Raw genomic sequence first — 23,759 nt, 5'->3', positions numbered from 1 at the left:
CGATATCTTCATCACTTGACAAATATAATTGTGTGCTGGTGGCGAACCATGAACATGTTTATCAGTAAAAAAAGGATGCTTGGCGGCATTCTCTCCCTTCTCCTCATCGGAGCACTCGTGATGCCTGCCGGTGCCTTTACCGCCGAAAAACTCACGATAGATGTTGAAGAAGACGGTGCCGCAACGGTCACCTTCGACTATTCCCTCACCTGGCTCGAAAATATCGCGGTCTTCCTGAAGATCGCAGACCCGAATGAAGAGTTTAGAAAGGCACTGGAAAAGTACTCCGGATCTGAGGTCGAATCTGTCGCCATAAGCGATCGGTCCGCCTCCTTCAGGGCAGAGAAATTTGCCCGCGTCTCCCGGGTCGACAATGCAACAGTCTATACGACACCGGCGCTCCATCTCGAAGAGGCTGAGAAGGCACTGAACGATTACTGGTTTGCGCCGCTGGTGCAGGCAGACTTCTCCCCTGCAGTGACCGAGATCACCTTTGTCGACGGGAGGAACGAGACCCTCAGGGACGTTGCGGAGATCCCCTCCTGCACTCACCAGGTCCCGGCCACCCCCTGAACTCTTTTTTCTTCTCTCTTCAGACCGCCATCTCGATGATCACGGCGACTGCGGCAATGACAAGACTTGCTGCCGAGAGGGGGAGGGCGTACCGCCAGAGCACCGCGGGGACGGAATCACCGCTTGCGTTCCTGACCACCCAGAAGAAGGGATCGCTGAAGGCCGAGACCGAGAGGGTTCCCGCCGCGATCATCAGCATGAGGGGGACCTGGCCGATCGCCGTTGCATAATCCGACGAGAGGACCATGGTCGCGGTGATCACGGCAGTCACCACCCGCGACCCCTGGGCCGCCTGGAGGAGGATGCCGAGGAGGAAAGGCACCAGCACCGGCGGGACCGCGTCTCCGAAGAGGGCGAAGGCGTCGGTGGCGAAGGTGCTCGCCATGATCGTCGCCCCGAGGGCGCCGGCCCCGCAGAGGTCGTAGATGATCACGCCGGCGTGTTTTGTCCCGTCTTTGAGGGCGGCGTACCGCAGGTCGGGCGCGAGGACGAGGAGAGCGCCGGCCATCCCGACGAGTAGCGCGGCCGAGATCGACCCTTTCCCGAAGACTGGCCAGACGACCGCCGCCGCGGTCAGGGCGAGGGGGAGGAGGAGGGGTATCCATGCCCGCCGCCCTGTCTCAGGGGCGCAGACCATGTCCCCGCCCTCTGCAGTGCTCTTCTGCCGCCCGATCCCGATGCCGACCGCAAGCAGGAGGACGATGGAGAGGGGGAGGGCGACGGTCATGTACTCCCCTGCCGAAAAACCCTGGGCTGCCGACGCGGCGGCGATCGTTACCGGCGTCGGGTAGATGAGGGAGAAGGAGAGGGTGCTCCCGATGGCTGCGCCGTAGATGGCCTTCTTCTTATCGGAGAAACAGGAGAGGAGGGGAGAGATCACGATGAAGGCGGTGATGCAGCACATGAACGGCACCGCGAGGATGAACCCGGCGAATCCGCCGGTCAGCGCGGGTCGATGGGTAAAGGACCTGAGGTCGCTGAAGATACGCTCCTGGAACCTCCCCTTTTCGAGCACCTTCGCGATGACCGAACCGGCAAAGACGACCACACCGAGGAGGGCAAAAATCTTTCCGGCCCCTTCGGCCGCAATGCCGACGACCGACTCTACCGGGACGCCGGCAAGGACGCCGTACACAACGGCCGCCGAGAAGAGTGTGACAAAGGGGTTGAGGCGGTACCTCACCGTCGCAAGGGAGATGAAAATGAGGACAAGCACGAACGCGATGAGGGTTTGCATCGTCGGTACCTGGATTCTGGTGAATATATAGATTTTTAATGCTGCATGTGCCGATCAAATCCTGAAAGGAAATAGGATCGAAATTATGCTTCTTCTCCTCAGGGGCCGGCCTCCTCCCTTTCCCAGATCACCTCCCCCTGATAGAGGATCCTGAGCACCCGGTGGATGGGGATGTACTTCGGCCCCCGATCTGTTTCGACCACCATATGTGCCCCTTCGATCGCCGCGATTTCCCTGCCTTCGATCTGTGAGCAGTCGCCCGGGGCACCGCGATCGATGAAGACGACCGCGACCGCCGCAAAGTCGCAGGCAGGATCATGGAGGAGTCTGAGGAGGATCCGGTGGCTTGTCCGCATCGATGGAGGAGGTGGCAGTCTCTCCCTATATATCCACCCCTCGCACCAGCATCGGGGGCCAGATATTTTCAGGCCCTATTTTCAGCTATCAAGGCATGCCCTACATTGTATGCATCTGGTACAATTAATAATAGATATTACCTTTACATTCAAACACCATTCTGATGTCTCAAAAAATTCTGACGGCACTCGTGCTCTGCCTTGCAGTGTGCTGTGTGGCATTTGCGGGTTGCACCGGAAGCGACTCCAAGACCCCTGCACAGTCCGGTGCAGAGGAAAAACCAACCTATGTCGTGGGAATTGACGCCCCCTATCCGCCGTTCTCCATCATGGGCAAGGACGGCAAGCCGACCGGTTTCGACACCGAGACCATGCTCTGGATCGCGGAAAAAGAGGGTTTCAATGTCGAATTCAAGCAGATCGCCTTTGAAAGCCTTGTCCCTGCCCTGAAAGGCAAAAACATCGACCTGGTCCACTCGAGCATGACCATCACGCCGGAGAGGCTGGAACAGGTGAACTTCTCCATCCCGTACTGGACCGTCAACCAGACCGTTATCGCGCGCGAGGGGTCGGCCCTGACAATGGACGACGTCCTTGCCGGAAAGGCGACCATCGGCACCCAGCGCGGCACCACCGCCGAGATCTGGATCGACGAGAACCTCGTTCAGAAGGGCCTCATGGACAAGAAGAACCTCAAACATCATGACAACATCGCCAATGCGGTGACCGACCTTCAGAACGGCAACATCGATGCGGTTATGTTCGACAGCACCGTGATCAACGACGTCATCGCCGGCAAGAAACTCCAGAAGATCGGGTCCGTCGACACCGGCGAACAGTTCGGGATTGCGGTCCGGAAAGGCGACAACGAACTCCTCGCCACGATCAACGACGGCCTTGAGAAGTTCATGAACGACCCCTACAGGCAGGAACTCATCCAGAAGTATAAGATGGAGTGATTCCCCTCCCCCTTTTTTCTATCCTTTTATTGTGCCGAAAGCCCGTAATCGTCCAGAAGCCGACGATACTCCGCAGGACTCATGAGAGAGGAAAATGCTCTCTGGACGACCTCACCGAGGGCCGGATGGATGTGCATGCTCGCGAGGACCAGCCTTCTGGCATGCAGGTCGGTGTACATCAGGGTGACGACCTCCTGGATGAGGACCGACGCCGAAGGTCCGACGATGTGGGCGCCGAGGACATGGCCGCTTCTGTTCTCGACGATCACCTTGACGAAGCCGTCGCGGACTCCCATCGCCTCCCCCTTCGCCGTGTCCTGATACCGCTGGAAACCGATGGAGACTCTGTCGGCCCCGTACGCCTCGACGGCCTCCCTCTCTCTCATGCCGACCGCGGCGATCTCCGGCCAAGTGAAGACCGCATGCGGGACGACCCTGTAGTCGGCCCTGACGCGCTCGCCGAGAAAGGCATTGACGTACACGATCCGCGCCTCGTAGTTTGCCACGTGTTTGAAGAGGTACTTCCCGTTTGCGTCGCCGAGCGCCCAGACGCCGGTCTGCGACGTCTGGAGATAGTCGTCGACCTCGATCCAGCCGCGGGCGTCGGTTCTGACGCCCCCTCTCTCCGGGTGGAGGATGTCGGTGTTCGGGATCCGCCCTGAGGCCACGAGCACGGTGTCGGCGACGTACTCGGTCTCTTCTCCGGTGCCCCGGTCACGGGCGACAAGCCCGACCGTCCCGCCGGGGCGGTTCTCTGCGCTCCTGACCTCCTGGTCGGTGACGATGGTGAGGTGCTCCCCGAGCACTTTGCGTGCCAGCGCCGAGACCTCGGGTTCTTCCTCTGGGATGAACTGCGGGTTTCTCCCGATGACCGTGACCTTTGAACCCATGGCGGCGAGGAAGTGGCCGTACTCCGCGGCGATGTACCCGCCGCCGATGACCGCCACCGTCGGCGGGAGTGTGTCCAGTCCGAGGAGGGTGTCGCTCGTCAGGTAGGGCACCCGTTCAAGCCCCGCCACCGGAGGGACGCCGGGCTTCGAGCCGGTGCAGAGGAGGATCTTTTCCGCATGGATCCCGGTCCCGTCCACAGAGAGGGTGTACGGGGCGGTGAAAGAAGCGATCGCACGATAATAATCGACACCCGGCGACTCTTCGAGCGCCCTCCTGATCCCCGCGACATCGCGGTCGACTGTCTCCCGCATTCTCTCCATGACCCGCCGAAAGTCGATGCCCTTCAGACTCGCGTCGATGCCGAAGGCGGGCGCCCTCTCGATCTCCCTGACCAGTTCTGCCGGGTACACCAGCATCTTCGAGGGGATGCACCCCCGCGTCAGGCAGATCCCGCCGGGTTCGTCCCTGTCGATGACCGCAATGCGAGTGTCCGGGTTCTCCTCAAGGACTGCGTCCACGATGGGCATCGCCGAACCTGTGCCGATAACGATGAGGTCGTACTCCTTCATGCACCATCCCCCTCCCCCTCCATCAAAGCCGCCGGCAATAAATAGGTGCCGGACAGTCCCGCGGCATATGTATCTGGCCACAACCTCATTCTGCGCCATGTTCATCGTCGGTCACCGGGGTGCACGGGCGGCGGCCCCGGAGAACACCCTGCGTGCACTGGAGATTGGGATGGCATGCGCCGATTATGTCGAGGTCGATGCCCGTCTGAGCCGTGACAACGTACCCGTTGTCATGCACGACGCCACTCTCGACCGTACGACCGATGGCAGCGGGGCCGTATGCACGTACCTGCTCTCCGAACTGAAGGCACTCGACGCTGGAGACGGAGAACACATTCCGACTCTTCAGGAGGTCGTCTCTCTGGTCACCGGGCGTTGTGGCCTTTTTGTCGAGATCAAGGAGAAAGGGAGTGAGGAGACGGTCTGCCGCGTGCTGAGCGGATATGATCCTGAAAAACTCTTTGTCGTATCATTCCACGAAGAGAGCATTAGAAAAGTGAAGGGCCTCCTGCCCGGTGTCCGGACAGGGTTCATCTTCTCGCGATGCGGGGGGGATACCCTCTCGCTCGCCGTTTCTGTCCGTGCTGATGCGATCCTCCCCAGGAAAGACCTCCTCACGTCTTCCCTGATCGATCAGGCACATCGGCTGGGCCTCATCGTGATCCCCTGGGTGCTGAATACAGGAGACGAGGCCCTGGCGGCACAGGACATCGGTGCCGACGGCTGTGCATCGGACGACCCCTGCAGGATGAGAGCGTTTCTCAGGGACACGGAGAAGACCCGGAGACATGAATCATGATTGCTGGCCATGGAAACGTCGCGGGAATGAGGTCAGTGTGGCTGTCCAGCCTGCCCATCCAGAGGGCAGGGAAAGGTGAGAAATTCTCTCATTCCAGAGAGAATAGCCTGTGAATCGCCATTATGGAGTGCACACCGGATCCGGGCACACTCGTCAGGGAATCGACAAGATGGCTGGAAAACTTATATATATCAGATCCGAATACCTACGTCTCAAACTGTTCCCTGGAAAAGGTAGTGTCATATTTTGGGGATAATGCGAGGGATATCTGATTCATGCTGGGAATACTCAGAGAAGATCCTGAAGTCTGGGCCCTCTATACACGGAGTGAAGAATATACTCCCGGCTTCCGCGACCGGTACGATCGTTTTCCTTTCTATCTCAGCAAGAACCGGAATATTTTCGAACCGGTCGCCTCACGGTATCTGTTCGACCGGGGCTTCTGTCCCGAGTACCCTGACGGCAGGCAGTTCGCGCTCTGCCTGACACATGATATCGATACTGTGTACAGTTCTCTCCATGGCAAAGGGGTGAAAGCATTCAATGCCCTCCGCGACGGTCGTTTCTCTGATGCGAAACGGTCCCTGGTGCAGATGAAGACGAAGAGGTTACCCTGGTGCAATTTTCAGGACATTATCGCGATGGAACAGGACTATGGTGCCAGATCAACCTTTTTCTTTCTTGTTCTGGATCCTGACAGCGAGGATTATGCCTATGACATCGAAGACCTGGGGCCGGATCTGGGCATGATCGTGGACCAGGGACATGAGGTCGGCCTCCATGGGGGCCACCAGACCTATAATAATCCCGACGATATCAGGGAGAAAAAAAGACGGCTGGAAAAATTGCTGAACGAACCGGTGGTTGGTTATCGGAACCACTATCTCAAGATTAAAGTGCCTGAGACCTGGGAATATCTCTCAAAGGCCGGTTTTCAGTATGATTCGACGATGGGATTTGCTGATTGCGCTGGTTTCAGAAATGGGATGTGTTATCCGTACAAACCGTTTGACCTCAGGAATAACCGGCCGATGGACATCGTCGAGATCCCTCTCGCGATCATGGACAAGACGCTCTTTTACTACATGCATCTTGACCTGGACCTCTCGTGGGAGCTGACCCGGCAGATTATTGAGAATGTGAAGCAGTGCCACGGCGTTCTCAATGTCCTCTGGCATAACAACTGCATGTCAGGGGACTATCTGAAACTGTATAAAAGAATGCTGGATTATTGTTCAAAGGAAGGTGCGTGGATGACATCTGGCAAGGAGCTTTATGATTGGTGGTCCAGGTATCTCTGACATCTCGGTCCGGCGTCTTGGCATGGACGAACTCCCTGCATGGGACGCGGTCGTGAGATCTGCGCCTGAGGGTTCGATATTCCATTCCAGTCCGTGGCTATCTGTCATGAGCCGTGTACGGGGGATGGACTATAATATCTACGGGTGTTTCGATGGGGGAAAACTTATCGGAGGCTGTCCTCTTTTTTTCTATCAGATCGGAGGTCTCCTCCATATCGGAACATCGATCCCGCCGATGAATCCCTACGGCGGGATCGTTTTTCTGTCTCAGGAGGGGGGCAGTGGCCGTGCCCGCGAGCAGAAGCGGCAGGATGCGATACGGTCCCTGATCGGGTATATGAATGCGGAGGATTTTGACAGCCTTCATATTGTGAATGCTCCGGAGTGGAGAGATATCAGGTGCTTCATCTGGGAAGGGTGGCAGACCAATGTGTTGTATACGTACTATATCGACCCGGCCGCGGTCAGTTTGTCGAGAAATGCAAAGAGGAATGTGAAAAAAGGAACAGAAACTGGGATTGTAATCCGAAAATCAGAAGATATCGACACATTCTATGAACTCTTCGAACGTACTTTCCAGAACAGGGGTATGGCGCCACCCCTTCAGAAACCCCTGTTCCACAGCATATTCGAGACCTTCCACGCACGCGGGAACTGCGAACTGGTCACCGCGCAGAACCCGGACGGCGACGTGATCAGCGGGGATTTCTATCTCTTCGACAACCGGAGGGTCTACCGCTGGGCTGCTGCAACCAGTCACGAGTCCAAGGCTTCCGGAGCCTCCTTCCTCCTTCTCTCCGAGGCCATTCGGGAGTTCAAGGAGAGGGGATACCGCGAGATGAACCTGATGACGGCAAATATTCCCTATCTCGCCGAGTTTACCCAGAATTTCAGTCCGAACCTCGTCCCCTATTACGGGGTGACGAAAAAGTCCGCGTATCTGAAACTCTCCTCTGCGATCATGGGTACCTGAATGGGCCCATCATCCTGTTTTTTTGCTCGGGAGATAGTGTTCCTCTGCTCGCCGCCGGTCTGGAGTTTTTCTCGACCCCCTTCGGTCGTCCCTCATTCTGGATTGGCCCCGGAAAGATAAGACAGGGATCCTGATGAGGAGGGGTGCTATTCCCCGGCTCTGTAGAATCAGACATGAGTCGGGAGCACGCCTCAGGCATACCGCATGAACATTGTTCTGAGGAGTTTGTCTGGTCAACGTGCCTTCCCGCACGCTTGCGCCGGGGGCGCTGCCCCCAGACCCCCGGGATTACGATAGGGCGGGGAAGGCAGAGGGCGCACCTTTTCTGAAGGTGATTTTGTCCTCTCCATCTCCATCATGGGGTGCTCGTTGAGAGTCAAAACCTCATGAAAACCCGGAGAACTGATTTTCTGGATCATTTTCATGGCAAATCCTCTGGATGACCATCTCTGCGGGGGGCTGGCCGCCTCCCGGTCCCCCCACATCAGGATAGAACCCGGGACAGCAACTCCCCCTTCATGTTCGTTGATTTTGCCTTCCTGACCCAATCGCAGTTTTGGGGGTCCGGGGGCAGAGCCACCGGCGCGAAGATGCAGGAAGGCGGGTGAGTCACGCTCGTACCCAGAAAAGGGGAGGGGTTCTACAAAGCCTATTCCCCCTCTGTCCGGGTGTGGGGCGCGAGCGCTCGTGAACTTGAGTATGGAAGTACACCTGCAGCATTTTCATGGAGCCACCTGAAAAGAATGTTTCTGGAGTGAGTCTCCGCACTATTTATTGCTCGATCCGAACCTCTCCGGCCACAGGGCAGGATCCCTGGATCCCGTCGTCAGGGATGATCAGACTCAGATAATTTTGTATGATAAGGCCGTTCAGTCTGATCTCGGGGACAGCGCTTTCCTGGCCGACCAGTGAGACAAGGGGGGGGTAGTGCATCAGCACCTCCGGGAGGGGCAGGCGGTTTTCTTCCAGCATGGCAAGGATTTTGTTGTACCATGATGTTTTTTGTCCCCCTGTAGAGAGGAGGTGCATGAGGAAGGACGGCCCGCGCCTCGCATCTGAGAGAAAATTGTTCAGTGGTGTCTCAAATCTGCTTGTGCACTCTATCTTGCGAAGTCCCTCATATTTTCCGACAAACAATCTCTCTCTGGCATACCTCTTGTACAATTTCTGTCCGATGCGGTGGTACAGGGGCACATGCAGGTAAAAATCGATCAACTCGGCATCCCAGAAGGGCAAACTCCAGGAATAGCCGAAAAATTCGTACACACGAACCGCGTTTACGATGAACTTTGCCTGGCGTTCGTAGAAATCAAAATATTCAAGGGCGTTTGCACAGGAGTCATTGTCGTGGACCCTGATATCCCCACACCCCCGTGCAATCTTCTGTGAATAGAGGGATCGCAGACCATTGTGGTTCCAGCCCAGCAGGGAGTAATGTTTTGTGAGAAGATCGTCTATGACTTTTTCCTGCGAATATTCCCCGTCTTTCCGGTACGATGCCGGGATATGCGACCCGCTGAGCATATCTCCCGCGTGCCCCGGCACAAAGACCGCATTGTCCCGGACAATGCCCTCTTTTTTCAGCGTATGCACGGCAAAAAAATCCTGAATATGAGGTTGCGACGCCAGGTTTCCGCTATATTTCTGGTACGTCCTCATCTCAGGGGATGTGTAGCACTCTTCCCAGGCGTCCTGCGTGTACTCGATGAAATGCCAGGGGTACCCCAGTGCCTCCGCCACTTTCTGGCTTGCTCTGCTCTCCCTGTTGATGGGGTGCCCGTAATTATAGCAGACAACATCTTTCGCCCCCACCATTCGGAGCATTGCGGCGATGATCCGCGAATCGAGTCCGCCGCTCAAAGGAACGACAATCTGTTGCCCTCTTTCGGCAGTGGATGCCATCAGCCTCGTGAAGACCCGGTACAGGATCGTGTCCAGGGCATGCATCAATGCTGTCCCGTCCTCCTGGTAGTAGTCGCCATGAAGGTACCGATAGTAGGGGGTCGTATGGACCGATCCCGTTCTCTTATTCAGGACGAGGATCTCACCTGCATTCGTCTGCCTCAGGCCCTGAAAAAGCGTGCCTTCGCCGGTCACGTACCCTGTTACCAGAAACTCCGCTGCACTCTCCGGGTCCAGTGCCGGGTGCAGGGCAGACCTGATGATGTTCGCATCGTCCGAGACGATGATGCGGTCCTGGTCTATGGCATAGAAGAGAGGGACACTCCGTATCCGGTCAGATATACAGAAGAGGCGGTCGTCCGTTTCGATGACGATGCAGAACTCGCCGATGGTTCTGGCCGCGATCTCCCTGAGGCGGTCGACTTCGGGGACGCCGGAACCCTGCCCCATGACCTCCCCGACCACCTCAGGGTCAGACAGGACATCGGTCCCCCGAAAAAATGTCCCCTTGTAATAGCAATGGAACCCCCAGGATTCTGCCTGTTTCCATGGGTAATAGGGATTATTCAGGTATAGTTCCAGATGCATGCGCTCTCCGTCCTAGAAATCTCGGATCTATCGATGTCACGTCCGCGTGATGCTATAAATGTATTTTCTTCCTGCCTTCGCTGAACTGGTGTTCCCGTCGTGTCATCGACAATCATCTTCGGAAGGCAGATTTTCGTAGTGAAAGCGGTGTAAAACCATTAAAATATTAATCCGGAGTGTCCAGCATATTTAACTGGCCTATCACCCTCTCCGGGATGCCACGCGGGTCCTGCTCACCCATCCTATCCGCCCACCTGGTATGTTTGCAATCACAGTCGAGACCGTCAAAGACCTCCGTGTTGAAATCCAGATTATGCATGTCGATCCGTTCAAGGATCTCCCTGTCGCATGTCCCGCAATTTCTGGCGACGTCCAGCGACTGAACCGAATACTGGGACGGGCTGATGTACATGTCCATCCCCTCCCCGTACATCCCCTTATACTGCCGTATCACTTCGAGAACGCTCCATAACATGGGCGGGGAGTAGAGGCCCTTCTTCCAGAGTTCGTGAACGACCGTGTTCCTCTCGACCGTCGTGACTTCGAGGTCCACCCTGCGGATGCCTCGGGCATACAGGTACCCGACTGTCGCGACCACATCGGAGACGGCCTCCTGCTCGGTTAAGAAGGGGGGTTTCAGCAGGAGAAGCGGTTTGAAGGACACACCGGAACCTTTCATCTTTGCAAGATAATGGTCATAGTTCCGGGCGGTAAAGCCCTTGTTGATGCAGAGGTTCATGACCTCGGGATTGGCCGACTCGAACCCGAACAATATTTCCAGTTCCTTATCCGGGAGATATTTTTTAATCCGCTGTGCCATTTCAATGGAGTCGTCATTTATCCGGGACTCAATGACCACTCTCCGGATGCCCGGAAAACTGTTGAGGACGGACGAAATCTTTTTCTGGGCTTCGAATGAGATCTCCCTCTCGTCAAGGAAGTTGCCGTCATTGTATAATGCGACGACCGGGTAGTCGTTCAGGTCCACGGTATCGGCGACATGCTCGATCTGGTTGATATAGTCCTCGTCCGAGACCTTGACCCCCTGGTTGGTGCTGCAGTAAAAACCGCACATCGTGCACCCGCCACTTTCCCGGACCCATTCGCACCCTGTCGACCGAAGAAAAATCACAAGGCGCCTGCAGGGTTTCCCGTCCATGTGACCGACTCTCTCGTCGGTCCCGATCGGAAGTGAGTAATCAATATGATCTGTTTTAATCGTCTCATGGCCCCGTACTTTCCTGGCCAGGTCCTGAACCCGTCGGAGTGCTTCGTTATATCCTGAAGAATCCGGGACCTGCATCATGTCTGATAAGTATGCCACGTGCCCCCCCGACCATACCATATCCATTACAATATATATATTTATCCTTGATGAAAAAAAGACGGGAAATTATCGAGGGGTCTCTCTGGAGTATTCGGGAATGCCGACTTCCCAGATACATTCTTTTTTGCTTTTCAGGTTTCCTTCGTCAAGACGCGGAATATCTCCATATTGCAGGAGATATTCAAGGTTCAGAAGGCTGATGATTGTTAATGCAGACGGATCATACCTGCTCTGCATCACCATCGTCCTGACGTGAGGGTACCTGCTGCCGCTGATATCTGTCATAAGAGCATTCTTTTTGAGCAGGAGGGGCCGGAGGTCCCGGTACCACAGAGCATAGATCCCCCTGTCCGCGATACGGTCGTAGACCCGTCTGAGTTTGTTCTGTGCCGACATCCACCTCTGAGAGAGGGAATCGCTGATTCGGGTCGTACACTCAATAGATTTTAACTTTTTCAGGTCGCCCGAGAAGACCTTCTCCCGCGCGAAACGTATGTACAGTCTCTGCTTCATCCTGTACTGCAGGGGGACCTTCATGAAGAATTCCATGAATTCGTTGTCCCAGAAGGGGGTCCGCCACTCATATCCGTAATATTCGTACGTCCTGACTGAGTTGATGATATATTTCGCCTGTCTCTCCCTGTAATCATAGTATTCGATGGCGTTGGCTCCCGACTCCCTGTCGTCCCTGTGGACCGCAGGGGAGAGAGACCGGACTCTCTCTTCAAAGATCTTCCTGAGGGGTTCGTCATTACCTATGTCCCAGTAGGAATGGTGGTCGGCGAGGACATAGCGCACGGCCTCTTCGGGGGTGCACCCCTGCCTGACATCGTAGGACCGGGGTAATTTACACCCGGAGAGCACGTCGGCCCCGTGACCAGGGACAAAGACCGATCCGTCAGGTACGATCCCACGTTCTTTCAGTTCCCTGACGGCGGGCATGTCCTGGATATGAGGGAGAGACGTGAAGTTTCCGCTGTACATGAGCGCTTCTGCCAGCTCAGGCGAACGGTACAGATCGGCCCACTTTGCCGGGGTATATTCGATGAAATGCCAGGGGTACCCCAGTGCAGCGGCCACCTCCCGGCTGAACCGCGACTCCCGATTGTTCCTGATCCCGTACGTAAAGCAGGTCACGTCCTCAACTCCAAGATGTTTGAGTAGTGTCACAAGGACTCGTGAGTCGAGTCCGCCGCTTAAGGGGACGACGATATGTTTCCCCTGGTCAACGGTGGTCGTGATGAGGCGGGCGAAGACGTTCGTGCAGACCTGGTCCAGGCGCTCGATCATATCCTCTTCGGAGACCGGAAAAAAGTCCCCGTGTCCGTACCTGTAATGGGGAGAGAGGTCGGTTTTTCCCGTGATCTTATCATGCAGAAGAAACTCTCCTGCCTGTATCTGTTCAATCCCGTCAAGGAGAGTGTCTCTGCCGGTGACAAATCCGGTCACGAGAAATTCGGCCGCCCGTATGTCGTCGGGCACCGCATGCACCGACTGTTTCAGGGCCTGCGCCTCGTCGGCGACGAGGAGGCCTCCCTGAGTCCGGGAATAAAAGAGGGGGATGCTCCTGACCCTGTCGACGGCGCAGAGCACGCAGTCAGGTGCATCGACGACAACCGCATATTCTCCGTTCAGGTGACTGAAGAGTCCTGCGATATCATCGCTGTCTCTGACAGACAGAGACACCTCCCCCGAGAGATATGATGCCAGGTCTTCGTCGTCTGTCAGGATGTTGTCGACGAATATGTGGCCTTTGATATAGCAATCCGCGTTATCCGTCTCGATACGTCTCCACGGTGAAAACCGATTGGATAGGCGAATTTTTACCTGCATGTGCAGTCACCACGACCATTATTCATATTCTTGCCCAAAGGTCCCGACATCACGAGCAGGAGGTATGTGCCGTAAAGGTGCGTACGCACGCGGTCTGGCAATGAAGCCTGTTTTCCCTCTCTGCCGGTGAAAATCTCAGGTATAAGTCCCCGATGCCTGTACGCCTGATCGGCATGACGCGCTATCCGCGCAAACAGGCATGTACCTCTTCTGTCTCCCCCGATTTGTACTGCCTATAGCAATGCTTTATTTATGACTTTCGCTGGCGGCACCTTTCGCCGCCCCTTTTCTTTGTTGTCGGGATTCAGGTGTACTATTTTACCCGATCTTTAGGGAAACACCGTATTGAAAAAATCGGTATACGACACTATTTTCCGAATATATTCTGTTTCATCCGGACAATGTCGACCGGGCGTCATACTGACAATACCATTCTATTTATATGGCTCTGTAGAAACCCTTGCGGGAAAGTACTTCCTGAAGTGATAGGGGAAAAAATTCTGTTCAGAAGTGCCTGGTCCAGGGGGGCTGCCGCCCCCCATACCCCCTGCCATTACGATAGGGGCAGGGGTGGCTTCCTCCTCCAGGACTCCGACCCTTTCTTCCCGGGACCAATCCTCGCGCGGGGGTCCGGGGGCAAAAGTCCCCAGGCGAACGGGAAGGCAGAGGATCGGCACGCACTATCAACCGATGGAGGAGGATTTCTACAAAGCCAATTATATCTTTTTTCAATCAATCCCGGTAACAGGCATACTTCTCATCGAGATCAGAATGTCCAGAAATTCCCTGAAATTATCGTCGGTGTCCCCGGCCATTCTGAGACTGACGTGACGCGACCTCCGAGCAGACCTCTCCGACCTTCCGGGCGACGACCTCCCAGCTGTTGTTTTTTCGGACATACTCGCACCCGGCCCTCCCCATCTGCATCCGCTTCTCGCGGTCGACCAGGAGCATCGTAACAGCCGAAGCGATGGCCTGCGGGTCCTCAGGTCTGACCGGGATGCCCCCTCCTGAAAGGTCGAGCAGTTCTCTGACACCTGCGATGTCGCTTGCCACGACAGGTTTTCCGCACCCCATGTATTCATAAACTTTCAGGGGAGAAAGACCGATTTTGTCATTTCTATCCCTGATAAACGGTGCGACGCAGACATCGCTGGCAGTGACATAGTCGGGTACGCTCTCATAGGCCACCCTCCCGGTGAAGCAGATTCTATCGCCGACTCCAAGTTCGTCTGCCAGGGCGACACACTGTTTTCTCATCACGCCGTCGCCGACAAGCAGGAAGCGGGCTGCCGGGCAGGTGTCGCGGATCAGGGGAATGGACCTGATCAGGTCGGGCAGGCCCTGCCAGGGGGCAAAATTGCCGGTGAAACAGACATATCTTGCCGAGATGTCCAGGCCCAGCTTATTTCGCGCCTCTTCCTGGTCGCCGGGCCTGAAGATCCCGGTGTTCGCCCCGTTTTCGATGACGGTGATCTTTTTTTCGTCCACCCCGTACTCTTCGATCAGGTGGCGCTTTATCCCCGCCGTCACGGCGATGATCGCATCGGCTCTCTTGAGCAGGTACAGTTCGGAGACGGTACAGAGGGTCTGGTTCATCCATGCGGCAATGAATGATGAAGAGTGATTGTCGTCGATAAGTCTGATCTCGTCTCCGAAAAAGCCGTTGACCTCGCATATGATCGGCGTGCCATGGATCCTTCCGAAAAACAGGTCTCCCAGAACCCCGAAAAACGAGTTTCTGGTATAGATGACGTCATATCTCCGGGAAGAACCCTTGCGAAGAAGGGACCTGACAATACTTCCGTACAGTCGAAGATTGCCCCGGTCAGGTATGGGAGAGCAGATGATTTTGTCCGTATGCACAAAGGGTCGGTCGACGGTCGAAAAGATATGGAGCCTGTTGTGTCGGGCTGCAAGTCCGTCGATGAGTTCGCAACTGTGAGTTACTTTCCCGTTGGCACCTTCGAATGATTTCAAAGGTTCTATGAACAAAATATCCAGGCCGCTCCCATCTCCCGGCATCACACGCTGTAAGTGCACATCCGGATATAAAGATACCTCCGGAGGGGGAGCGCCAGGGTCGACTCCTTTGCGTATCTCCGACAGGGCGATTGATTGGTATACTGCACCGGGGCTCGAAAAAAATGAACGAAAGGTTCTTAATTGACCAGCATAATAGTGGAGTCTGCCTGCTGATGAAATGGGGCAAGAGTGTCGGAGGATCTCCCGGTCGTAATGGGGGATCGGAAACTTTTCCGGGTCTGTCAGTTCGTACCGTTTGTCCTTCTCAAAGGAGTGAAAACAGTTGATATCTGCGGATAAACGAAGGATAATTATTCTGGCGGTGGCATTCATCCTTGTTCTGACAGGTATTGCCGTTATAATTTTTCAGGCTCCTGTTCCTCCCCGCGTCGACGAGAACGTCACCCCCGAACCCGAACGTCCTCCATGGCCTGCTGGGCCGGTCGTTATTGTTGCCTCACAAACAAGCGCGGTGAAGACGCCATACCCCCCTGACTTTGTCTGCGACGGCCAGGACGATCAAAAAGAGATCGCTGCCGCATTCCGCGCTCTCCCTCCGAAAGGAGGCACGGTCGTCCTGATGGACGGCACATTTTACTGCACTGACTCGTTCGACCCCGCGAATAACTCCACACTCATGGGGCAGGGCCCGGACATGACAGTCCTGAACTTCCTCTCTGCAGGCTCGGTCAGGATGAACTCCGGGAAGGACATACGCCTCTCGAACTTCGGGATCACAGGCAAGGGCAGTGTCTATATCAGCACGTCAGATGTTGATGTCGAGGACGTGGAGGTCTTCCATGTGGACAACTCCTATATTGCGGCATTCATGATCTACGCGGCCAATGAAGTGATCGAAAATGTCACCTTCGTCAATTGCAGGGCCGTAGACGTCGACCGATGGGGTTTTGTCCACTCTGGTGAGGGAAAACCGAACATTGTGCGGGACTGCACCTATACGAACTGTCAGGCGATCAACTGCGGCCGGTATGACCAGTACTATGGTGTCGACCACCAGTACGGCGAGGCCTGGGACGTGGGTTTCGATATCGCCGAGTCTCTCCAGAGCGCGGACAATATCTCATATATCGACTGCCATGCCGAAGGATGCTGGGAGTCAGGGTTTCATGCCGAATCTCACGTCCTTCTTACCAATATAAGACTCATAAACTGTACCAGCAGTGATAATGCCCAGAAACAGAAGATTGGTGGAGAAGAGGTGGACTTCGGTGCAGGATTTCTGGTGAATGAGGGGATGTACCTTGAAAACTGTACCTCTGAAAACAATACCGCAGGCTTTCACTGTTCCAGGGTCGATGACAGTTACCTTGTCAATTGTCTTGATAGGGGGTCGGAGAAGGGTTTTTTGATGCTGACCATCGGAGAAAAAGGTCTGCACCTGCGCTCATGCGCCACCGAGGACACCGTTGAACCGGTCTATGTCTGGACCGGGCCGACACTGAACGTCACCCTGGAGGATATGGCGATCCATTCCCAGACCCTGCGCCCTGCTGCCGGGATTACCGTGAATGCACTGGCACGAAACCCGGACGGAATTTTTGTCAGGGACAGCGTGATCTCGGGGTATGATCCGGGTATCGTCAACCTGGCGGAGAATCGGGGACGTGTGAAGGTCGCGAATGTGTCGGTGATAGGGTCAGAGAAAAATTTTATAAATTGCAATGTGATCACTATATAATTCGTGGCCATTTCTTTTTTTAATTGCATAACCGGCCCACAAGTGCCTGGTGAATGACATTTGATTCCTTTTGTCTGAAAATGATATTGCGATTAAAAATATTTAATAGTCCCGACAATGAAGTTATTTTAGCAATTTGTCCTGTAGCAATGTTCTGAAGATGGGGGAGATATTTTCCTGGCTCTTCGGTCATGTGCTCTTTGTTATATATATAAATTGTTCAATCCAATATCATTTCTGAGCGCCCTTATATTTTTATTGTCATCTATCTCCATATTATCCAATAATACTCGATAATTATGCGGATATTATAAAATAGAATTGTTTATATGTGGCTACTCGAAACTAATTATTTGTAATACAAAAAACCAAAAAACGAGCAGAAGGTGAAGAACGAACGGATTAAGAGGATAGTATATGAGATTAGCATCACTATTAACACTAGTTGCGGGATTAGCCCTACTTTCCTGTCTTGTTCAGGCAGCAGGCGCGGCATCCCTTGTTGTTGCAGCAAGCGACAGCAGCAACTTAGTAAAAAATCAGGCAGATTATGTCTGTGACGGCACGAGCGATCAGGTTGAGATCAACAAGGCACTTGCTGCCCTCCCCGCAGGCGGTACGGTCGTTCTCTCCAAGGGTCATTACACCCTGGACGGAAATGTCGTCCCGAAAAGTTCCACGACCCTCAAAGGGGAAGGCGAAGATGCGACATTTCTGAATTTTGTCTCATCCGCAGCAGTCTCTCTCTCCAGCGTGAGCAATGTAAAAGTGTCCGATCTCCAGATCAACGGGAAAGGACGCGTCTACATCAGTTCGTCCCACCACATCATTGAAAATGTGAAGGTGTACAATGTCGACAACTCGTACATGGCCGCCTTCATAATCTACGCGTACAGCAAGACAGTCGAAGACATCCAGTTCATCAACTGTAAGGCGATCGACTGCGACCGCTGGGGCTTTGTCCACAACGGTGCCGGTTGGGGTACCCCCTCTGTCGTCAAGAACATCAGGTACACGGATTGCCAGGCCATCAACTGCGGCAGGTACGACCAGTACTATGGTGAGAGGCACCAGTACGGCGAGGCCTGGGATGTCGGTTTCGACATCGCCGAGTACATCGACACTGTCCAGGACGTCACCTATACCAGGTGCGTCGCCGAGGGCACCTGGGAGTCCGGTTTCCACTCCGAACCGCCCCCGACGCTGAAGAACGTCAGGCTCATCGACTGTGTCAGCCGTGACAACGGCTATAAGCAGAAGACAGGCGCACCCAGCCCCGACTTCGGTGCCGGGTACATCGTCATGGAGGGCATGACCCTTGAGAACTGTATCTCCGAGGACAACATCGTCGGCTTTATGTGCGACTACCCCGACGGCAGTTCCATTAGCGGGTCCAGCGACAAGGGCTCACTGATCGGTTTCCGCATCCTCAGTGTCGGTGCGGGCGGTCTGCAGATCGCATCGTCTTCGGTTGCGAACTCCCCCGAACCAGTCCTCTTCCTTGCTGGCGGCTCCAAGGTGAACATGAACGGGCTGACCATCTCGTCCGACAAGGCCCGCTCGACCGCAGGCATCAGGGTGCAGTCGAAGGTCTCCGCTCCAGCGTCCATCCAGGTCGCAAACTCGAAGATCTCGGGATATGCAACAGGTATCAACAACCAGGCCTCTGCGAACGGTCTGGTGCAGGTCTCCAATGTCGAGGTGACCGGCGCGAAGACCAACTTCATCGGCACCAAGGTCATTGGTCCGGTGATCCCGCCGACTCCGACCCCGACACCTGAGCCCACACCGATCCCAACTCCAACACCCACACCAACCATCACACCAACCCCGACACCCACGGCCGAGCCCACACCCGAACCCACCCCTGAATCGGACAATGGCAAGGATGTGCTGCTGATCACCGGGAACTCATACCTGAGCCCCGGCGACAAAGCTGTGAAGGATCACCTTGAGTCCGCAGGCTACACGGTAACGACGAAAGAAGACGACCTTGTTGCCGCGGCAGATGCGGAGGGCAAGGACGTCGTGATCATCTCGTCCAGTTTCAACAGCGGGACTGTCGGTGCGACTCTCAAGGACGTTGCCGTGCCGGTGATCTCCTGCGAAGCATGGCAGTATGACGACCTCAAGATGACCGGCACCGTGGTCGGCACCGACTACGCCGCGGCTGCAGGTCAGACCCAGGTGGCCATCACCGATGCGGCGAGCCCGCTCGCGGCAGGCCTCGAAGGCACCGTGCGAGTCACCGGCACCGCCGGCTACGAGATGTTCGGCCTTCCGTCTGCAGGTGCGGCAAAGGTCGCCACCGTCGTCGGTCAGCCCGACAAGGTGACAGTCTTCGCCTATGACACCGGCGCAGAGATGGTCGGCATGAAGGCCCCGGCACCCCGTGTCGGTTTCTTCCTCCACGACCAGGTCGCAATCAGCACCACACCCGAAGGGTGGGCGCTCTTCGATGCAGCCGTGAAATGGGCGGCTGAAGCCGGCGATTCAGGGAACGTGACCCCCGAACCCACGCCGGAACCGACCCCCGAACCCACACCCGGGCCCGGCGAACCTGCAAAGGTGCTGCTGGTCATCGGGAACTCGTACCTGAGCCCCGGCGACAAAGCGGTGAAGAACCACCTCGAGTCCGCGGGCTACACAGTAACGACGAAAGAAGACGACCTTGTTGCCGCGGCAGATGCGGAGGGCAAGGACGTCGTGATCATCTCGTCCAGCTTCAACAGCGGGACTGTCGGTGCGACTCTCAAGGACGTTGCCGTGCCGGTGATCTCCTGTGAGGCCTGGCAGTACGACGACCTCAAGATGACCGGCACCGTGGTCGGCACCGACTACGCCGCGGCTGCAGGTCAGACCCAGGTGGCCATCACCGATGCGGCGAGCCCGCTCGCCGCCGGCCTCGAAGGCACCGTGAAAGTCACCGGCACCGCCGGCTACGAGATGTTCGGCCTTCCGTCTGCAGGTGCGGCAAAGGTCGCCACCGTCGTCGGTCAGCCCGACAAGGTGACGGTCTTCGCCTATGACACCGGCGCCGAGATGGTCGGCATGAAGGCACCCGCACCCCGTGTCGGTTTCTTCCTCCACGACCAGGTCGCAGCCAGCACCACACCCGAAGGGTGGGCGCTCTTCGATGCAGCTGTAAAGTGGGCTGCGGGTACGGACGGTTCGACGGAAGTCTCCCCGACCCCTGACCCCACACCCGAACCCACACCCGAACCCAGCGAACCTGCAAAGGTGCTGTTCATCACCGGGAAAGCAACCCTGGAAACCGGTGACCTTGCGATCCAGAAGCACCTCGAATCCGCGGGCTACACCGTGACAACGAAGGAAGACAACCTTGTCACTGCAGCAGATGTAGAAGGCAAGGATCTGGTCATCATCTCGTCCAGCCTTGGCGGCGGGACTGTCGGCACGACGCTCAGAAACGTCGCCGTGCCGGTGATCTCCTGCGAGGCCTGGCTCTATGACGACCTCAGGATGACCGGCACCTCCCGCGGCACCGACTACTCTGCGGCTGCAAGCCAGACGCAGGTGGCCATCGCCGATGCGGCAAGCCCGCTCGCGGCAGGCCTCGAAGGCACGGTGAAAGTCACCGGCACTGCCGGTTCGGAGATGTACGGCCTTCCGTCTGCAGGTGCAACGAAGGTCGCCACCATTGTCGGTCAGCCCGACAAGGTGACGGTCTTCGCCTATGACACCGGCGCCGATATGGTCGGCATGAAGGCACCCGCACCCCGTGTCGGTTTCTTCCTCCACGACCAGGTCGCAGCCAGCACCACACCTGAAGGGTGGGCGCTCTTCGACGCAGCCGTGAAATGGGCGATCAGCAACGCGTAAATGATCCGCCCCTAACCTTTTTTTTAATTCCCCTCTCCCTCCAGGGTCGCACGCACTTTTGCCCGGTGATAATTTCCGTCCTCCTGCTTGCCGGGAATTCTCGACTTCTTATGGTCACCACTCGAAAACCTACGGTTTTTTCAAGCTCCCTTCGGTCGCACCCCCCATCATCAGGATAGGCAGGGATACGGCAATCTCTCTCCCTGTGATACCCTGTTTCTTCCCAATCAAGTGCTGCTCTGCCAGGTGCATCCGGGTCAAATACGCTCGAATCAACCCCCGATCTGGGCATTGCGCCTCCCATCCGGGGCCGTACCGGGGAGATCCGGCGATCCCGGAATGCCGGGGCCTGTGGGCGAAACAGGACAAAATCCGGCAGGACTCAACGCCCTCTCGCCGTCGGTATGACTTCAGGTAATGCCGCCCCCTCTCCCGGTCCCCCCGGTGCCGCCGAGGAGGAGGGAGAGGGGGCGGATATTGCCCGGATCCGGGATCCGTGAGTATCTATGGCGGCGGCAGATCGGCGTTCTTCTCCGGGGGGCAGAGCTCCCCGATCTCCCCACTATTAGAATTGGAGGGGATGGAATTTTCCCCATTTATTTCCGGTTCTGTCTTCCCCGGTCCGATCCTAAGTTCGGGGACGCCCGGAGGGATTCGAGACGGTCTTCGACCTTCGAACCCTCCTTTCATTCACCCGGTCCAGATCGTGGCCCCGCCATTGGCGTAAACCTTACTCTTGTGCCGGAAAAGCTGGGCGAACTCGTCCATGTCGCGGTATTTCCCGTCGAAATCGATAAGGTTGCCGTCCACCACGTTTTTGTGCCTGAGATAGACATAACTCTCGCGAGAGACCCAGCCGTACTGGACAAAGGAGGCAAGAGACGAGGGCGGCATCATACCCAGACTCATCAGCCGCGATATCCCGAAGCCGTCGGCAAAAATTCTCATCTCCGGATCCATCCTCTGTTTTAACCAGACTGCGCCCTGTGCTTCCGTTTCATGGACATACTTCATGTCGTACTGCGGCCCGTCCGCATGGAAGACGACATCGCGGTGGTCGCCGTACAGGGTGTGCAGGACGCCCGTCACCGAGAGGAAGTACGGGAGCAGGACGACAAGGATCACCGCCAGCGACATCTTCAGCAGCATGTCCCGTCCGCCGCCCCGCGAAGGGGTCAGGTGCTGCTCTCTCCGTCCCCTCTCTTCAGGGTACCGTACGACAAAACGCAGGGCTTCGGCAATCGCAATCCCCCCGACCACGAACATGACCGAAAGGATCGTGTTGGAGAGGGGGAGCACCCGGGCGAGGTCGTATCCGTCAGAGACATAGGGCACGACGACCATCAGGCCGAGGAGACCGGTGACGATGATGACCAGGACAAAAAACAGGCCGCTGAACTTTTTCTTCAGGTACTCCGCCGTCTCCCTGCCCGGAAGGACCGTGCGCCTGAGGTCCAGGGCCACTGCAAGAGACCCGATCGCGATGAGGCCGATACTGACCCAGGACAGTGCCAGCTGGACAACATAGGGGAGGCCCTTGTCGAGAGCATGTGCGCCGAATAACCTCTGGACGTCCTGGCCGCGCGTCCCTGGCGTCAGGAACTGGTCCAGGTTTTCAATGGTCTTGTCGATGAACTCCAGGAACATCTGCGACGGAACGACCGTGACCAGGGCGTACCAGACATACATCAGGGCAAGAAAGATCACCAGGATATCGACCGACGGCGCGGGACGGACAGGGTACCTGAGGGAGAGGATGCCGGTCCCGACCCATGCAAAAACCAGGATTCCAAAGAAGATAAACGACGTCGAGTAGTGGGAAAAAATTGCGGCAGCGATGAAGAGGACGATCAGAGCCTTCTTCCGTGCAGGATTCAGCCCCTCGTTCAGGAGCAGCATGATGGTCAGCATAAAGAAGAGCAGGGCGAGGACAGTCCTGCTGTTCGATGCGGCCGTCATGAACTGAGGCTGGATCATGAAAAATGCCGCGGCGAGAAAGGCATAGACCCTGGCCAGGTACTGTTTTGCAATGCTATAGACGATCAGGGGAGAGATCGAGAATATCAATGCAAAGAGAACCTTAAAAAGCATCATCGGCGGGACGCCCGTGAAGATCTGGAAGACCGACGGCAGGATAGATATGCTGAGGCACGAGTCGAGTTGCGCGCTCCCGATGATGGACCAGTGCGCGTTCTCCAGCGTGGTTATAAAGGTGAAATACTCAAAGTGCGAGTCGGTCCCGATGATATAGTTCGATCTGAGGGCGAGCGGCAGGATGAGGGTGACGCTCAGGAGCAGGATGGCGGCAGGCATGAGCCAGGGCGAGACCCTTGCATGGCAGATGCTCAGCGCGGCGATATAGACGAGGACGGCGATCAGGAGGCCGAGAAGGAGGAGGTTGTTCCCGGCCGTATTGATCTGGTGCATGCCAAGGACGCTCAGTGACGGGAAGACCAGACCCGGCAGGAGGAACGCCATGTCCGCCGCCTTCATCGACAGATCCGGGAGAGAAAACGACCTATCGTTATTGGCGATGTACCAGACCGCGGCGAGGGCGATGATCGCCAGGTTGTAGAAGTCGAGGAGCAACCGTCCGGAAAATGGGTTCTGGATTCCGAGATACATCAGGAGATTGTTATACAGCAGTCCGCCGATCATCAGGAAGGCGATGCTCGCCCCGACGGCAAGGAGACAGTATTCCAGCAGGGTGATCTTTCCCGGCCTGACGATGGAGAGGATCAGCATGCCCGGGATGACCGCGATGACCACTGCTCCCAGCACCTCGCGCAGGATTGGTATGTCCAGGAGAAAGGCCCCGTCGAAGAGAAGAAGAATCCCGACGAGGGCTATCAGACGTTCGCGTGCAGAGAGTTCCATGATGACC

The 23,759-nt window shown here is 56.3% G+C and carries 16 protein-coding genes; 7 read left to right on the top strand and 9 right to left on the bottom strand.

Annotated features, from left to right (window positions below):
- Positions 1–54: 54 nt before the first annotated feature.
- A complete protein-coding gene (locus tag MEFOE_RS09735) occupies positions 55–573 on the top strand; it encodes a hypothetical protein (RefSeq protein ID WP_235809606.1) in 519 nt (172 codons plus the stop codon).
- 19 nt (positions 574–592) lie between these two features.
- On the opposite strand, the gene MEFOE_RS09730 is transcribed toward MEFOE_RS09735, so the two are convergent.
- Positions 593–1,810 carry a GntT/GntP/DsdX family permease gene (locus MEFOE_RS09730; RefSeq protein WP_067051564.1) on the bottom strand — a complete coding sequence of 406 codons (1,218 nt, stop codon included), beginning with the start codon at positions 1,808–1,810 and terminating at the stop codon, positions 593–595.
- A 98-nt stretch (positions 1,811–1,908) separates the two neighbouring features.
- The gene (locus MEFOE_RS09725; protein WP_067051561.1) at positions 1,909–2,166 is read right to left on the bottom strand and encodes a DUF504 domain-containing protein; all 258 of its coding nucleotides are present in this window, start codon (positions 2,164–2,166) and stop codon (positions 1,909–1,911) included.
- A 164-nt stretch (positions 2,167–2,330) separates the two neighbouring features.
- Between MEFOE_RS09725 and MEFOE_RS09720 the strand changes: the two genes are divergently transcribed.
- Positions 2,331–3,125 carry a transporter substrate-binding domain-containing protein gene (locus tag MEFOE_RS09720; RefSeq protein WP_067051560.1) on the top strand — a complete coding sequence of 265 codons (795 nt, stop codon included), beginning with the start codon at positions 2,331–2,333 and terminating at the stop codon, positions 3,123–3,125.
- 26 nt (positions 3,126–3,151) lie between these two features.
- Here MEFOE_RS09720 and MEFOE_RS09715 read toward each other — a convergent pair whose 3' ends face one another.
- Positions 3,152–4,585 (bottom strand): dihydrolipoyl dehydrogenase, encoded by a 1,434-nt coding sequence (locus MEFOE_RS09715; RefSeq protein ID WP_067051557.1) that lies wholly within the window; start codon positions 4,583–4,585, stop codon positions 3,152–3,154.
- 67 nt (positions 4,586–4,652) lie between these two features.
- Here MEFOE_RS09715 and MEFOE_RS09710 point away from each other — a divergent pair, with 67 nt between their 5' ends.
- Positions 4,653–5,384 carry a glycerophosphodiester phosphodiesterase gene (locus MEFOE_RS09710; RefSeq protein WP_235809605.1) on the top strand — a complete coding sequence of 244 codons (732 nt, stop codon included), beginning with the start codon at positions 4,653–4,655 and terminating at the stop codon, positions 5,382–5,384.
- A 593-nt stretch (positions 5,385–5,977) separates the two neighbouring features.
- Complete coding sequence (locus MEFOE_RS09705) at positions 5,978–6,685, top strand: polysaccharide deacetylase family protein (RefSeq protein ID WP_201785189.1); 708 nt, start codon at positions 5,978–5,980, stop codon at positions 6,683–6,685.
- 97 nt (positions 6,686–6,782) lie between these two features.
- Here the strand turns inward: MEFOE_RS09705 and MEFOE_RS14050 are convergent, their stop codons facing one another.
- On the bottom strand, positions 6,783–7,052 hold the full coding sequence (locus MEFOE_RS14050) for a hypothetical protein (RefSeq protein WP_160329530.1): 270 nt from the start codon (positions 7,050–7,052) through the stop codon (positions 6,783–6,785).
- Here MEFOE_RS14050 and MEFOE_RS14045 point away from each other — a divergent pair.
- Entirely contained in the window at positions 7,023–7,658 is a 636-nt protein-coding gene (locus MEFOE_RS14045; protein WP_235809656.1) for a GNAT family N-acetyltransferase, read from the top strand. The two genes, MEFOE_RS14050 and MEFOE_RS14045, sit on opposite strands and share 30 nt — an antisense overlap.
- A 771-nt stretch (positions 7,659–8,429) precedes the next feature.
- Here MEFOE_RS14045 and MEFOE_RS09695 read toward each other — a convergent pair.
- The 4 genes from MEFOE_RS09695 to MEFOE_RS09680 all read right to left on the bottom strand — a co-directional run bounded on the left by MEFOE_RS09695 (position 8,430) and on the right by MEFOE_RS09680 (position 15,333).
- Positions 8,430–10,025, bottom strand: a complete 1,596-nt coding sequence (locus MEFOE_RS09695; RefSeq protein ID WP_067051549.1) for an asparagine synthetase B family protein — start codon at positions 10,023–10,025, stop codon at positions 8,430–8,432.
- 289 nt (positions 10,026–10,314) lie between these two features.
- Positions 10,315–11,223, bottom strand: coding sequence for a hypothetical protein (locus MEFOE_RS09690; protein WP_235809604.1), 909 nt, complete (start codon positions 11,221–11,223; stop codon positions 10,315–10,317).
- 318 nt (positions 11,224–11,541) lie between these two features.
- Positions 11,542–13,308, bottom strand: a complete 1,767-nt coding sequence (locus MEFOE_RS09685) for an asparagine synthase-related protein (protein WP_067051547.1) — start codon at positions 13,306–13,308, stop codon at positions 11,542–11,544.
- Between the two features lie 792 nt (positions 13,309–14,100).
- Entirely contained in the window at positions 14,101–15,333 is a 1,233-nt protein-coding gene (locus MEFOE_RS09680) for a glycosyltransferase family 4 protein (RefSeq protein WP_235809655.1), read from the bottom strand.
- A 322-nt stretch (positions 15,334–15,655) separates the two neighbouring features.
- Here MEFOE_RS09680 and MEFOE_RS09675 point away from each other — a divergent pair, with 322 nt between their 5' ends.
- Both MEFOE_RS09675 and MEFOE_RS13790 read left to right on the top strand, forming a co-directional pair.
- Positions 15,656–17,032, top strand: a complete 1,377-nt coding sequence (locus tag MEFOE_RS09675; RefSeq protein ID WP_153015937.1) for a hypothetical protein — start codon at positions 15,656–15,658, stop codon at positions 17,030–17,032.
- A 417-nt stretch (positions 17,033–17,449) separates the two neighbouring features.
- Complete coding sequence (locus MEFOE_RS13790; RefSeq protein WP_153015936.1) at positions 17,450–20,875, top strand: right-handed parallel beta-helix repeat-containing protein; 3,426 nt, start codon at positions 17,450–17,452, stop codon at positions 20,873–20,875.
- Positions 20,876–21,565: 690 nt separating this feature from the next.
- Here MEFOE_RS13790 and MEFOE_RS09665 read toward each other — a convergent pair.
- Complete coding sequence (locus MEFOE_RS09665; RefSeq protein WP_067051540.1) at positions 21,566–23,752, bottom strand: DUF2206 domain-containing protein; 2,187 nt, start codon at positions 23,750–23,752, stop codon at positions 21,566–21,568.
- Positions 23,753–23,759: the final 7 nt, after the last annotated feature.

The organism is Methanofollis ethanolicus, from assembly GCF_001571385.1.
Taxonomy (GTDB): Archaea; Halobacteriota; Methanomicrobia; order Methanomicrobiales; family Methanofollaceae; genus Methanofollis; species Methanofollis ethanolicus.
This window is presented reverse-complemented; position numbering and strand designations above follow the sequence as displayed.